Origin of the sequence: Micromonospora sp. NPDC050397, assembly GCF_044901685.1 — a bacterium.
In the GTDB taxonomy this organism is placed as follows: Bacteria; Actinomycetota; Actinomycetes; order Mycobacteriales; family Micromonosporaceae; genus Micromonospora_G.
Map to the genome: position 1 here is coordinate 18,054 of NZ_JBJDPS010000019.1, position 15,113 is coordinate 33,166.

General features: G+C 69.9%; 8 protein-coding genes. 7 read left to right on the forward strand and 1 reads right to left on the reverse strand.

From position 1 onward, the window contains the following. Positions 1–222 precede the first annotated feature (222 nt). From ACI2K4_RS32495 to rhaS, 4 genes are all read left to right on the forward strand, one after another. Positions 223–1,761: a sugar ABC transporter ATP-binding protein gene (locus ACI2K4_RS32495; RefSeq protein WP_404516899.1), complete on the forward strand. Its 1,539-nt coding sequence runs from the start codon at positions 223–225 to the stop codon at positions 1,759–1,761. After that, complete coding sequence (locus ACI2K4_RS32500) at positions 1,758–2,813, forward strand: ABC transporter permease (RefSeq protein WP_404516901.1); 1,056 nt, start codon at positions 1,758–1,760, stop codon at positions 2,811–2,813. The genes ACI2K4_RS32495 and ACI2K4_RS32500 overlap by 4 nt, the downstream gene beginning before the upstream one ends. After that, positions 2,803–3,822, forward strand: a complete 1,020-nt coding sequence (locus ACI2K4_RS32505) for an ABC transporter permease (protein ID WP_404516903.1) — start codon at positions 2,803–2,805, stop codon at positions 3,820–3,822. Before ACI2K4_RS32500 ends, ACI2K4_RS32505 begins: the two co-directional genes overlap by 11 nt. 85 nt (positions 3,823–3,907) lie before the next feature. After that, positions 3,908–4,966: a rhamnose ABC transporter substrate-binding protein gene (gene rhaS, locus ACI2K4_RS32510; protein ID WP_404516905.1), complete on the forward strand. Its 1,059-nt coding sequence runs from the start codon at positions 3,908–3,910 to the stop codon at positions 4,964–4,966. 85 nt (positions 4,967–5,051) lie between these two features. Here the strand turns inward: rhaS and ACI2K4_RS32515 are convergent, their stop codons facing one another. Continuing rightward, positions 5,052–5,798, reverse strand: coding sequence for a DUF6585 family protein (locus ACI2K4_RS32515; protein WP_404516907.1), 747 nt, complete (start codon positions 5,796–5,798; stop codon positions 5,052–5,054). Positions 5,799–6,359: 561 nt separating this feature from the next. Between ACI2K4_RS32515 and ACI2K4_RS32520 the strand changes: the two genes are divergently transcribed. From ACI2K4_RS32520 to ACI2K4_RS32530, 3 genes are all read left to right on the forward strand, one after another. Then, positions 6,360–9,497, forward strand: a complete 3,138-nt coding sequence (locus ACI2K4_RS32520) for an OmpL47-type beta-barrel domain-containing protein (RefSeq protein ID WP_404516909.1) — start codon at positions 6,360–6,362, stop codon at positions 9,495–9,497. Positions 9,498–9,582: 85 nt separating this feature from the next. Continuing rightward, positions 9,583–10,866, forward strand: a complete 1,284-nt coding sequence (locus ACI2K4_RS32525; protein WP_404516911.1) for a multicopper oxidase domain-containing protein — start codon at positions 9,583–9,585, stop codon at positions 10,864–10,866. An 82-nt stretch (positions 10,867–10,948) separates the two neighbouring features. Next, positions 10,949–15,013, forward strand: coding sequence for a ThuA domain-containing protein (locus tag ACI2K4_RS32530; RefSeq protein ID WP_404516913.1), 4,065 nt, complete (start codon positions 10,949–10,951; stop codon positions 15,011–15,013). The last annotated feature ends 100 nt before the right edge of the window (positions 15,014–15,113 follow it).

Consider the following 15,113-nt stretch of genomic DNA (forward strand, 5'->3'; position numbering starts at 1 on the left):
GAGCCGGATGTGTGAGGGGTGCCCGTCGTTCCCGGCGGGGGTCGCCGGCAGGTCGCCGGTTTCCGCGGATCGGGACGCCGTACGTGGTCAGAGGCAAAATAGGAAAGCCTTTTCCTGAGGTGTCGGCGCGGTAGCCGGTTGGAAACCCTTGACCTCGCGTGAAACCTCCGCTTAACGTCTACCTACGGCTTCTCGTGAAACGTTTCATCTCTGGGGGTTGTTGTGCCCGAACGCAACCGCGTGGCCGGGGAGCCACTGCTGGCCCTGGACCGGGCGAGCAAATCGTTCGGTGCCGTTGCCGCGCTGCGTGACGTATCCCTGGAGCTCTGTCCGGGCGAGGTGCACGCGCTCGTGGGAGAGAACGGCGCCGGCAAGTCCACGTTGGTGAAGATCCTGGCCGGCGTGCACACACCGGACAGCGGAACCCTGACCCTCGACGGCCGGCCACTGGTCCTGACCGGTCCCGCGGACGCGCGCGCCGCCGGGATCGCCGTCATCTACCAGGAGCCGACCCTCTTTCCCGACCTGTCGGTCGCGGAGAACATCTTCATGGGCCGGCAACCCCTGCGCCGACTGCGCCGCATCGACACCGCGCGGATGCGCGAGCGCTGCGTGGAGCTGTTCGCGCGTCTGGGCGTGACGCTCGACCCGGACCGGCCGGCGCGCGGGCTCTCCATCGCCGACCAGCAGCTCGTCGAGATCGCCAAGGCGCTCTCCTTCGACGCCCGGGTCGTGGTGATGGACGAGCCGACCGCCGCGCTCTCCGGTGTCGAGGTCGAACGGCTGTTCGCCGTCACCCGGTCGATGCGGGAGTCCGGGGCCGCCATCCTGTTCATCTCGCACCGCTTCGACGAGGTCTTCGCCCTCTGCCAGCGCATCACCGTGATGCGCGACGGTCAGCGGGTCTCCACCGACCCGGCCGCCGACCTGGACGTGTCCGAACTGGTACGACGGATGGTCGGTCGCGAGGTGGCCCAGCTCTTCCCGAAGACGCCGACCGAGCCGGGGGAGGTGCTGCTCGACGTACGCGAGCTGACCCGGCACGGTGTCTTCGCCGACGTCAGCTTCCAGGTCCGGGGCGGGGAGATCGTGGCGCTCGCCGGACTGGTCGGCGCCGGTCGCAGTGAGGTGATCAGGGCCGTCTTCGGCGTCGACCGGTACGACTCCGGCGAGGTCAGCGTCGCGGGCAGCCGACTGCCGCGCGGCGCACCGGCCGCGGCGATGGCCGCCGGGCTGGCCCTGGTGCCGGAGGACCGCCGCCAGCAGGGACTGGTCATGGAACTCTCGATCGAGCGGAACGCGACCCTCACCCGGCGGTGGCAGCTCTCCCGGTTCGGGCTGCTCGGCCGGTCGGCCGAACGCGGCGCGGCCGACACCTGGCTGCGGCGACTACAGGTCAAGGCCGGTCGGCCCACCGACCCGGTCTCCACCCTCTCCGGCGGCAACCAGCAGAAGGTCGTGCTGGCCAAGTGGCTCTCCACCAACCCGAAGGTGCTGATCGTCGACGAGCCGACCCGGGGGATCGACATCGGCACGAAGTCCGAGGTGCACCGGTTGATGTCCCAGCTCGCCGCCGACGGGGTCGCGGTGCTCATGGTCTCCAGCGAACTGCCCGAGGTGCTGGCCATGGCCGACCGGGTGCTGGTCATGCACGAGGGCCGGCTGGTGCGGGAGATCGGCCGCGACCGGGCGGACGAGGAAACCGTCATGTTGGCCGCCACCGGTCAGGTCGGGACCCACGGAGAGGACACGCCGTCATGACGACCACGGCCCGAGCGGGACAGGCGCCGAGCGCGCCGCCGCCGGCTACCACCCGGGGAGACAGCCGGGCCGCGCGCCGGTTGTTCGCCGTACGTGAGTTGGGCATCGGGCTCGCCCTGGTGCTCCTGGTCGCGGTGACCACGGCGGTGAACCCGAGGTTCCTGTCCGGGCAGAGCCGCAAGGACCTGATGCTCGGCGCCACCATCCTGGTGGTGCTCGTGGTCGGGCAGGCGATCGTGATCATCACCCGCAACGTGGACCTGTCGGTCGGTTCGGTGCTGGGGCTGTCCGCGTTCGCCACCGGCAAGCTCTTCCTCGCCCTGCCCGACGCGCCGATCGTGCTCGCGGTCCTGGCCGGTGTCGGGCTCGGTGTGCTCTGCGGCGCCGTCAACGGCGCGCTGATCGCGGTGGCCCGGGTGCCGGCGCTGGTGGTCACGCTCGGCACGCTCTACATGTTCCGTGGGTTCGACTACTCGTGGGCGGCGGGGCAGCAGATCAACGCCGCCGACATGCCGTCCGGTTTCAAGGACATGGGTACGGCGACCGTGCTCGGCGTACCGGTGCTCGCGCTCTTCGCGATCGTGGTGCTGCTGGTCGCCGGCTACTACCTGCGCTCCTACCGCAGCGGCCGGGAGTTGTACGCGATCGGCTCGGACCCGGCGGCGGCCCGGTTGTCGGGTATCCCGGTGGGTCGCCGGGTGTTCGCGGCGATGGTGGTCAGCGGGGCGCTGGCCGGGCTGGCCGGGGTGCTGTACGCGGCCCGGTTCGGCACGCTCGACGCGGCGGCCGGCAGCGGGATGGAACTCAACGTCGTCGCGGCCGCCGTGGTCGGCGGGGTGGCCATCTTCGGCGGCAGCGGCTCGGTGTACGGGGCCGCGCTCGGCGCCCTGCTGCTGAGCACGATCGGCAGCGCGCTGCCGGTGCTGCGGATCGACCCGTTCTGGCAGCAGACGGTGGTCGGTGCGCTCATTCTCACGGCGATCGGCCTGGACCGGGTGCTCGCGGCGCGGGTCGCCCGGAGGCTACGAGGAAGGAAGGCCCGTGGCGCCTGACAAGACGGGCCGGCAGGCCCGCTGGACAGCGAAGCTCGGTAGCTGGGACGTACTGGTGATGGTCGTCCTCGTCGGCGTGGTCGTCGGCTCGTCGGTGCTGGTCGAGGGCTTCGCCAGCTCCCGGTTCTGGGGTTTCCTGCTGCTCGACGTCGTCCCGATCGCGCTGATCGCGCTGCCGATGACCCTGGTGGTGGTGACCGGCGAGATCGACCTGTCGGTGGCCAGCGTGCTCGGTCTGGCCAGCGCGGTGATGGGGCAGCTCTGGTTCCTGGGCCTGCCGATGCCGGTGATCCTGCCGCTGGTGGTGCTGCTCGGCGCGTTGCTCGGCGCGGTGAACGGCCTCTTCGTCGCCGGGTTCGGCCTGCCCTCGCTGGCGGTGACGATCGGCACGCTCGCGCTGTACCGGGGTCTGGCCTACGTGGTGCTCGGTGACCGGGCGGTCGCCGACTTCCCGTTCTCCTGGACCGGCAACACGATCGAGGCGTTACCGGGCACCACCGTGCCCTGGGTGGCCCTGGTCGTCGCCGCGTTCGCCCTGGTCTTCGGGGTGCTGCTGCACGCCACCCCGATCGGCCGGAGCCTGTTCGCGATGGGCAACAACGCCGAGGCCGCCAGCTTCGCCGGTATCTCGGTGAACCGAACCAAGTTCTGGCTGTACGTGCTCACCGGGGCGGTCTCCGCGCTGGCCGGCATCTTCTGGACGCTGCGCTACGCCAGTGCGCGGGCGGACAACGGCAACGGGCTGGAGTTGGCGGTGGTGGCGGCGGTCCTGCTCGGCGGGGTCTCCATCTTCGGCGGGCGCGGCACCCTGGTCGGCGTGCTGGCCGGGGTGCTGTTGCTGATGACCCTGCGCAACGCCCTGCAACTGGCCGACGTGCCGGCCGACACGTTGACCGTGGTCACCGGTGCCCTGCTCATCGTCTCCGTCGTCGGTCCGAACGCGGCGGCCCTGCTGCGGGAGCGGTGGCGCCGCCGACGACCGGTCGCCACGCCGGTCGCGGGCGGCTGACCGACCACGACTCCCACTCCGCACCACCCCACCCACCACCCGTTGCTCGGGCTGGGCAACCGATACGTCCAGGAAGGAATCAGTCATGAGAGGTACGCGGACCGCGAACCTGCGCCTCGGCGCGTCCGTACTCGCGCTGGCGACGGTGCTGGTCGGCACCACGGCATGTGCCAGCGACGAGGGCTCGACGCCGTCCGGCGGTGCGAGCGGCGACGGCACCATCAGGAGCGGCCTGAGCGTCGCCTTCCTGCCCAAACAGGTGAACAACCCGTACTTCACCGTCTCGGACAACGGTGGCAAGGCGGCCGTCGCCGAGTTCAAGGGCGAGTACAAGGAGGTCGGCCCCTCCGAGGCGAGCGCCTCGTCGCAGGTGAGTTACCTGAACACGCTGACCCAGCAGGGCAGCGACGTGATCGCGGTGTCGGCGAACGACCCGAACGCGATTTGCGGGGCGGTCAACCAGGCCCGGCAGGGCGGCGCGAAGGTCGTCACGTTCGACTCCGACACCAACCCCGACTGCCGGGACCTGTTTGTCAACCAGGTCACCGGTCAGGGCATCGCGGAGACCCAGGTCAAGCTGATCTCCGAGGCCATCGGCGGTGAGGGGAAGATCGCGATCCTGTCGGCGACGGCGAACGCGACCAACCAGAACGCCTGGATCGAGCTGATGAAGACCGAGTTGAAGAAGCCGGAGTACGCCAAGGTCCAACTCGTCACGACGGTGTACGGCAACGACGAGGACCAGAAGTCGTTCCAGGAGACCCAGGGGCTGCTGGCGTCGTACCCGGATCTCGAGGGCATCGTCTCGCCGACCACGGTGGGCGTCGCCGCGGCGGCGCGTTACCTCTCCGGCTCGCAGTACAAGGGCAAGGTCGCGCTGACCGGTCTCGGTACGCCGAACCAGATGCGGGAGTTCGTCAAGAACGGCACGGTCAAGAACTTCGCCCTCTGGAACCCGGCCGACCTCGGCTACCTGGCCGCGTACGCGGGCGCCGCGCTCGCCTCCGGCATCATCGCCGGCAAGGAGGGCGACAGGTTCACCGCCGGCAAACTCGGCGAGTACACCGTCGGCGCGGACGGGGTTGTGGTGCTCGGCCCGCCGACCGTCTTCGACGCGGCCAACGTCGACCAGTTCGACTTCTGAGCGACCTCCTCCGGTGCCGGCGTGGTCCGTCGGCACCGGGGGACCGGCGGGGGAGCCGCAGGCATCCTCCACCGGTTCACCGGAGTCACTCCGACCGTCCCGTGGCCCGGGAAGCACCCTCCGCCACCAGGGCGACCAGTACGGCCACGTCCGGAATCGTCCTGACCTGTCGGGAGACGATCGGTTGTCCGTTGCGGCCGTAGATTCGCAGCCGTACCCGCCCGCGTTGCACGCCGGTGATGTCCGACCAGGCGGCGAACCGCTCGCCGTCGCGGATCCCTGCGGCGGTGGCGCTGATCGGTCCGAAGCCGGTGGCGCCGGTATCGGCGATCTCGGCGGCCCGGCGCGGGTGGTTGGTCTCGGTCACCCGCCGTTCGACGGCGGCGGCGAGCTTGTCGAGGTCGGCGTACGGGGGTTTGTGCAGGTTGAGCGTTGTGCCGTCGGTCAGCTCCAGCGCACAGCGGGAGAACTCCTCGACGGGGCCGAGTTGGTAGACCCGGGTGGTCCAGACCCGGACGTGGGCCACCTGGTCCCAGGTGAGCACGCGGGTGACGGCGGTGCCGGTGCTGGTCAGCAGGCCGCCGGAGCAGAGGTAGAGGTACCGGTGGGCCTTGCGCCAGGCGGGCACGGCGAACAGTGCCGCGAGGACGCCGGCCCCGGCCCCGATGCCCCGGCCGACGTCGTCGCCGAAGAGCAGGCCGAACAGGGCGAGCAGTCCACAGGTGACGGCGAAGCTGACCTCCGTCGACACCGCGAGCCGGTGGCGTGCGACGATCTCACCCAGGCCGGTCTCGCCGACGGTCGTGACGATCTTCGAGGGGTAGCTCTTCACCGCTGCCCACCCTTCCGGGACGTACGTCGATGGGCCGGCTCCATCCTCGTCCCCGGCGTCAACCGTCCACGTTGGCGCCCCGTTTTTGGACCCCTTTTGTCGCCACGGATAAAAGTGCGGCCAATCCCGTCGAAAGATGTAGACACGTTGACGCCAAGGCCGTTAGTGTCGGTCAACATCAAGATGTTTCGTCGAGGTAACCGGCGGCGCGGTTAGCTCACCGTCCGACAGGGGAGTTCCACTCCCCGTGGTCGGCGTTGTCCGCAGACCGAACTGGCGCGATCCACTCGTGCCCTGCCCGCAACCACGCCCGTCCTCACCGTCCCAGTGACACCCGGTCGGCCCCAGGCCGGTCGTGGTCCGACCTCGTCCATCATCCATGTTCGTCCCTGACGTCAGACACGTCTGTCCACGCTGGACCGGGCGGCAGTTGCCGTACCGGTGCACAGCCGTGGGCCGAGCACGTCTGCGGTCGGCCGCCATGCCGTCTCGACGGCTGACGGGTAGCCCGCACGGGATCGCCGGAAGTTAAAAGGAAGACTCGCGAAAGGTATGCCTGACATGCCAACTCTCCCCGTGCGACGTGGCTCACCACGTCGCCCGCGACCGCTCACCAAGCTTGCCACGGGTCGGCTCAGCCGACCGATGACGATGCTCGCGGCGGCGGCCGTACTGCTGGCCGGTGCCGTGACGGCCTCGGTGCCGGCCAACGCCCAGCCGGCGAACACCGCCACGGGCACGGACGCCGCCCCCGCGTCCTCCGGGCAACTCCAGGCCCAGGTGCTGACCTGGACGGCGAACAACAACTTCCAGGCCTACGCGTCGGTACCCACCACGGCCGTAGCCGGTCCGACCACCCTCGTCTTCGAGAACAGCGCCGCCACCGGCAACACCACCGGCATGCAGCACACGCTGACCTTCGACACGGGCAACCCCGCGTACAACCGCGACGTGGACGTGAACATCCTCGCCGACCCGTTCGACAGCAACCAGGGCCGGTGGACCGTCGACGTGGTGCTCACCCCCGGCACCTACCGTTACTTCTGCGCGATCCCCGGCCACGGCGCGATGACCGGCCTGCTCACCGTCACCGGTGGGGGTCAGGACACCACCCCGCCCACGGTGAGCGCGGCGGTGACCGGTGACCGTGACGAGGACGGCGCGTACGTCGGCGCCGCCACCGTCACCCTGTCGGCCAGCGACAGCGGGTCCGGCGTCGCCCGGGTGGAGTACGCCCTCGACGGCGGCCCGTACGGCACCTACTCGACCCCGGTCACGGTCAACGCGCCCGGCCAGCACACGGTGACGTACCGGGCGACCGATGTGGCGGGCAACACCTCGCCGGTCGGCACCAGCACCTTCCGGGTGGTCGCACCCTCCGACCCGGACACCACCGCGCCGACGGTGACCGCCGCGGTGACCGGTGACCGCGACGGGAACGGCGCGTACGTCGGCGCCGCCACGGTCACCATCTCCGCCACCGACACCGAGTCCGGCGTCGAGCGGATCGAGTTCTCGGTCGACGGCGCCGCGTACGCCACGTACACCGCGCCGGTCACGATCAGCACCCCGGGTCAGCACACGGTGACGTACCGGGCGACCGACGTGGCGGGCAACACCTCGCCCGTCCAGTCCAGCGCGTTCCAGGTGGTCGCGCAGCCGGACCCGGACACCACCGCGCCGACCACGGCCGCGACGGTGGCCGGTGACCGGAACGAGGACGGCGCGTACGTCGGCATGGCGACGGTCACCGTCACCGCCTCCGACACCGAGTCCGGTGTCGACCGGATCGAGTACTCCCTCGACGGGGCCGCGTACGCCACGTACGGCGCGCCGGTGATGGTGCACCAGCCGGGCCAGCACACGGTCAGCTACCGGGCGACCGACCGGGCGGGCAACACCTCCGCCCCGCAGTCGGTCACCTTCCAGGTGGTCGGCGCGTCCGGCCCGGACACCACGCCGCCGACGGTCAGCGGTGGCGTCACCGGCGACCGGGACGGCAACGGCGCCTACATCGGTGCCGCGACGGTCACCGTCTCCGCCTCCGACACCGAGTCCGGCGTCGAGCGGATCGAGTACGCGGTCGACGGCGGCGCCTACGCCGCGTACACCGCACCGGTGACGGTCAACGCCGTCGGTCAGCACACGGTGACCTACCGGGCCACCGACGTGGCGGGCAACACCTCGCCGGTGGGGTCGGTCGCCTTCCAGGTGGTCGCCGCGCCGAACCCGGACACCACCGCGCCGACCACGAACGCGACCGTCGCCGGTAACCAGAACGGCACCGGGGCCTACGTCGGTGCCGCCACGGTCACCGTCACCGCCACCGACGCCGAGTCGGGCGTCGCCCGGATCGAGTTCTCCGTCGACGGCCAGCCGTACGCGCAGTACACCGCCCCGGTCACGGTCAACCAGCCCGGCCAGCACACGGTCTCGTACCGGGCCACGGATGTCGCCGGCAACACCGCCACCGCGAAGTCGGTCTCCTTCGCCGTGGTCGCGCCGCCGAACCCCGACACCACCGCGCCCGTGGTGAACGCCGCGATCACCGGTCAGCAGAACGGAAGCTGGGCGTACGTCGGCAGCGCCACCGTCACGCTCACCGCCACCGACAGCGGCTCCGGCGTGCACCGCGTCGAGTACGCCCTCGACGGTCGGGGCTACGTGGTCTACTCCGGGCCGCTGACGGTCAACGAGGTGGGTACGCACACGCTCAGCTACCGGGCCACCGACCGGGCGGGCAACACCTCCGGCACCGGCTCCACCACCTTCACCATCGTGGAGAGCGCCCCGCCGGCACCGACCTGCCAGGTGGCCGACAGCCGCCCGACGGTCTGGATGGGCACGGTGAACAGCGGTGTGACCAACCGGGTCGTCGAGCGCGGTTGCTCGATCAACGACCTGATCGAGGACGAGCGGGCCTGGGCCAGCCACACCGAGTTCGTGGAGCACGCCAAGGCCGTCGCCGAGCACCTCTACACCCGGGGGCTGGTCCTGCTGAAGGAGCGCAACGCGCTGAACCGCGCCGCCGGTGACTCCGGCGTCGGCAAGGCCGAGGACAAGCAGGGCTACCAGCCGCTGCTCGACCGCTCGGGCGCCTCGTTCAACCAGTGGGAGCAGGTCGGCGCGGGCGGCTTCAGCCGCAACGCCGACGGGTCGGTCACCAGCCGGTCCGTGCCCGGTCTGGGCATGCTCTGGTTCCCGATCCGGACCTACGGCGACTTCTCGCTCAAGCTCCAGTGGCGCGACGACGCCCCCGGTGACGGACGGGTCAACAGCGGCGTCTTCGTCCGCTTCCCCCAGCCGCACCAGCACCCGCAGGAGTCCCGGCCGGAGTGGGTGGCCATCAAGTACGGACACGAGATGCAGATCTACGACTCGCCCACCGGCGACAAGTACAAGAGCGGCTCGGTCTACGGCTTCGACGAGGTCGGCCTCGGCGGGGCGGGAGTGACGCCCAAGGGCACCTGGAACGACTACGAGATCCGCGTCGTCGGCCAGCACTACTCCGTCTTCCGTAACGGGAAGCTGATCAACCAGTACGTCAACGCACCGGGTGCCGTCTTCGACCCGCCCCGCGCGGACGACCCGGGCACCACCGGGCGTCAGAACGCGACCGGCTACATCGGTCTGCAGAACCACGGCGCGAGCGACATCGTCAGCTTCCGCAACATCCGGATCGCCCCGCTGACTCCGTGACGCCCGTACCGCACGCCGTTCTCGCTCCTGCCGCCGGCTCCGCCGGCGGCAGGCCGAGCGATTGGATACGACCTTGGACAGGGAAATGAACGATATTGGCGAACTCGCGCCGTCGACGGAGCCGGAGCCGGAAACCCCGGACGACCGGCCGTCGTCGCGGGCCGGGCTGCTCGGATCGAGCGCGGGTCGGGCCGTGATGGTCGTCGCCGTGCTGCTGGCGACGATGGTGGGCGCCGGTGGGCTGGCGCTCGCCCGGAACACCACCGAGTCGCCGGCGGAACTGGCCGCCGGAGCCGGTGCTCCCGCCGGTGCGGCGGCCGGTGCCGCGGCTCGTTCGGCCGAGCGGCCCGAGGGCTGCGTCGCACCCGACCGCCGCCTTCAGTTGTACGCGGTCGAACTGCCCCGCGACCCGGTGACCAACCAGGTCCGGCTCGGTTACGGACTCACGCCGGAGACGGCCTCGTACCCGGGGCCGACGATGGAGATGATCGAGGGCGAGTGCCTGGCGATCACCCTGCACAACCAGATCCCGGCCGCGACGCTGGAGGGGATCCGTACCGATCCCACGCATCCGCTCGGCATCTCGTTGCACGTGCACGGGGTCAAGTACACCCAGATGTCCGACGGCACCGTGCACAGCAACTCCTTCGTGCCGCCGGGCGGGTCGCGTACCTACATCTGGTACGCGAAGCCGCGTACCGCGACCTCGCAGGGCACGGCCGGCTACTGGTGGTACCACGACCACGTGGGCGGCGGTCCGCACGGCACCCAGGGCCTCAACTCGGGGCTGTTCGGCGGTGTGGTGGTGCGTCGACAGGGCGACCCGAGGCCGAACCGGACCTACGTGACGGCCTTCGGTGACCGGCAGACCATCAACCTGCGGCGTAGCGCCGAGGCGGACCGCTGTGACCCGGTCAACCCGGTGCCCGGTCCGACCTGCATGGTCGCCAAGATCGGCGAGCGGGTCGAGATCATCGTGATCGGCATCGGCTCCGACATGCACACGTTCCACGTACACGGGCACTCCTGGGCCGACACCCGGACCGGCTTGATCGTGGGCGAGAACAAGGCGCTGGTCGACTCGGTCCCGGTGGTCGACAACAAGACCGTCGGCCCCGGCGACACCTTCGGTGTCCAGTTCGTCGCCGGTGACTCGGTGGGACCGGGGCACTGGATGCTGCACTGCCACATGCAGTTCCACTCCGACCAGGGCATGTCGACGACGTTCCACGTGCTCGACGAGAACGGCGTGATGATGCCGCAGCCGGACGGCCACTCGGCCCCCGCCGCGTCGTCCCAGGGAGCCACCACGCAGGGAACCCCGGCAGCGGGAGCCCCGGCGTCCGGAACCCACACCAACCACCGCTGACCGGCTGACCGTGCACTCCAGCCCCGACCCTGAATCCGCTTTCCACCACCCGAAGGACTTTCGTACCTCTGGAGGAGGAGAAATGGCTCAAGAACGCCATTTCCAACTGTCCCGATCGGTCGGACGGCCCCGTTCCGACCGTTCCGACCCCCTACCGTCGGCAACCCGGTCGCGTCGTCTCGGCGCCGGACCGTTCCGGCGCGCGGTCGCTCTCGCCGCGGGCGCCGTACTGACGCTGGGCCTGCTCACCACGCCGGTCTCCGCCGCACCCGACGAGGGCACCGGTGGGGTGGCGCCGGCCTGGGGCGGCCAGGTGGTGAACGTGCTGGTCTTCCACGGACCGGCGGCGTCCCAGGACGACCCGGTCGTCAAGGCCGTCAACACCATCCGGAAGCTCGGCAGCGAGAACGGCTTCTACGTCCACGACTCCGACGACCCGTCGGTCTTCAACTCCGCGAACCTGGACCGCTACCGCAGCGTGGTGTTCCTGTCCGCCAACGGCGTGACGCTGAACGACGCGCAGGAGGCGGCGTTCCAGGCGTACGTCAAGGGTGGCGGCGGCTTCGTCGGCATCCACGACGCCGCCCGCGCGCAGCCGACCTCGGAGTGGTTCACCGGTCTGATCGGCACCCGCCCGGCGGCGAGCCTGCCGAACGCCGAGGACATCGAGAGCGTCACGGCCAGCGGCAACAACCCGCCGAACGAGGTCGTCGCGAACCTGATCGACGGCTCGACCGGCACCAAGTGGCTGGCCCAGTCGCGGACCGGTTGGGTGACGGCCAAGCTCGCCGCGCCGAAGGCGATCGCCCACTACGCCCTGACCTCGGCGAACGACTTCCAGGGACGTGACCCGAGGGACTGGACCCTACAGGGTTCCGCCGACGGTGAGAACTGGACCGACCTGGACACCCGGACCGGTGAGACGTTCCAGCAGCGGTTCTTCACCAAGCAGTACAAGTTCACCAACACCCAGGCGTACCAGTACTACCGGCTCAACATCACCGCGAACAGCGGCGAGCCGCTGATCCAGCTCGCCGAGCTGTGGCTGATCGGCCCGGACGCCGGGCCGGCGCCGGAGAACACGGTGCAGCAGGCGGTCGTGGACGTGACCGACCGGCAGCACCCGGCGAACAAGGGGCTGCCGCTCAACTGGACCCGGTCGGACCAGTGGATGAACTGGGACCCGAGCCCGATCGGCCGGGTGCACACGATCGCCCAGGTCAAGGAGAGCTCGTACAACCCGGGGCTGGCCGGTAACGGCGCGTTCCACCCGATCTCCTGGTGCCGCGACTACGACGGCGGCCGGTCGTTCTACACCGGCATGGGTCGTACCGAGGCGAGCTACACCACCGACGCGCAGTTCCGCAGCCACCTGCTCGGCGCCCTGCAGTGGACGACCGGTCTGGTACGCGGCGACTGCCAGGCGACCATCGCGTCGAACTACAAGATCGAGCGGCTGACCGCGACGAACCAGTCCGGCCAGCTCGACCAGATCGGTGAGCCGCACGGTCTGACCATCGCCCCCGACGGCAAGGTCTTCTACATCGGCAAGGCCGCCTGCGCGACCGGGGCGGTCGCCGACTGGGCCAACCCGAACGTGGGCCTGGGCTGCGGCACGATCCACCAGTGGGACCCCAAGAACAAGCAGGTCAAGCTGCTGACCACGCTGAGGGTCATGGGTAACCGGGGTAGCGGCAGCGAGCTGGTGAAGAACGAGGAGGGCCTCGTCGGCATCACGCTCGACCCGAAGTTCGCGGAGAACGGCTGGTTCTACGTCTACTGGATGCCGCACGAGTCGATCGACCGGGAGAAGCGGGTCGGTCAGCGTACGGTTTCCCGGTTCACGTACGACCACGCGCAGCAGTCGATCGACCAGAGCACCCGCAAGGACCTGCTGCACTGGGACACCCAGATCCACAGCTGCTGCCACGCCGGTGGTGGCATGACCTTCGACGAGTCCGGCAACCTCTACATCGGTAGCGGTGACAGCAACTCCTCCGGCGGCTCGGACGGTTACTCCGGCAACAACTGGACCCAGGAGTACGCCGGCATCTCGTTCCAGGACGCCCGCCGTACCTCGGGTAACACGAACGACCTCAACGGCAAGATCATCCGTATCCACCCGGAGGCGGACGGCACCTACACGATTCCTCAGGGCAACCTCTTCACCGGCCAGGAGGAGGGCGGCGGCAAGACCCGTCCGGAGATCTACGTGATGGGCGTACGCAACATCGCCCGGATCGCCTGGGACCCGGTGAACGACTGGCTGACCGCCGCCTGGGTCGGCCCGGACGCGGGCGCGCCGAGCCCGGAGCTGGGTCCGGCGAAGTACGAGACCGCCACGATCATCACCTCGGCGGGCAACCAGGGCTGGCCGTACTGCATGGGTAACCGGCAGCCGTACCGGGACCGCAGCACCACCAACGCCAGCGTCCTGACCGGCTGGTACGACTGCGACAACCTCAAGAACGAGTCGCCGCGCAACACCGGTCTGGTCAACATCCCGCCGGCCCGGGACAACATGATCTGGTACTCGCCCCAGGGTGGTGGCCCGGTCTTCCCGAAGCGCACCGACGGCAGCGGGCTGCCGACCTACCAGGCGACCGACGCCACCTTCACCCAGCCGTACCTGAGCGGTGGCGGACAGGCCATCATGGACGGCCCGACCTACCAGCGCTCCAAGGTCGACGTCAACAGCGGTGTGGCGTGGCCGGCGTACTGGGACAACAAGTGGTTCATCGGTGACCAGTCGAACGGGAACAACCGGATCGCGGTCACCGTCGACCCGACCAAGGTCGCCCAGGCGGGTGCCCCGGCCTTCGCCGAGGACCTGCGCAGCATCATCCAGGGCGGCAACGGCACCACCCAGCTCCAGTCCTGGATGGACGCGAAGTTCGGCCCCGACGGCGCGCTCTACATGCTCGACTACGCCGGTGGCTTCTTCAGCCTGCACCAGAACCAGAAGCTGATCCGGATCACCTACCAGGGCGGTCAGGCCACCCCGAACCCGAGCCTGGCCGAGGCGCGCTCCGTCGCCCCGAGCCAGCCCCGGACCGTCGCGTTCTCGGCGGCGAAGGTCGGTGGCGTGGCCTGGGAGTGGAACTTCGGCGACGGCAGCAAGGTGTCGAACCAGCCCCACCCGACCCACACCTACAAGCGGTACGGCACCTTCGAGGCAACCGTGAAGGTGACGTACGCCAACGGTGAGGTCGTCACCGGCAAGGTCGCCGTCAACGCCGGCTGCGCCGCGGCCGACGCCCGCCCGACGGTCTGGATGCTCGACACCGACACCGGTGTGGCCAACCGTCAGGTCGGCGGTGGCTGCACGATCAACGACCTGATCGACGACGAGACCACCTACCCGAACAAGTCCTCGTTCGTCACCCACCTCGACGGCGTGCTCGCGGAACTGACCGCGGCCCACGTCATCGACAACCGCGAGTCGACCAAGCTCCGCCGGGCCGGTACCCAGTCGCCGATCGGCAACACCAACGGGTACCAGCCGATCTTCGACGGATCGGCGCAGTCGCTCGCCGGCTGGCGTCAGGCACCCAGCGGGTCGTTCTCGCTGCGTCCGGACGGCTCGATCCGCAGCTCCGGCGGCCTCGGCATGCTGTGGTACGCGGACAAGCAGCTCGCCGACTACTCGATCAAGGTCCAGTTCCGGGACATCTCGCCGGAGAACGTCCGGGCCAACAGCGGTATCTTCGTCCGGTTCCCGGACCCGAGGACCCCGCTGGAGCAGCGTCCCCCGGGAAGCTGTGGCACCCTCGGCTCGGCGCGTAGCTCGCAGGCCTGGGTCGCGATCTACTGCGGTCACGAGATCCAGATCTACGACGGCGAGACGGGCGAGACGCAGAAGACCGGCTCGGTCTACAACTTCGCGCCGAACACGCTGGACAAGGCCGGGGTGACCCCGAAGAACCAGTGGAACGACTACGAGGTCCGGGTGGTCGGCCAGCACTACACCATGATCCGCAACGGTGTGGTGATCGCCGAGTTCGACAACCTCCCGGGCAAGCAGTCGTCCCGCGCGGGCGACCCGTCCACGGATCTGCGGCAGTTCCTCAGCGGTTTTGTCGGGTTGCAGAACCACGGCAACAACGACCTGATCGAGTTCCGCAACATCCGGGTACGCGAGCTCTGAGGCAACGGCGCCGGGTACGGGCGTGCGTGTCCGTACCCGGCACCTGATCCAACCGCTGCGACCACTCACCGGCCCTGCCGTCGCGCCCACACCGGCGACG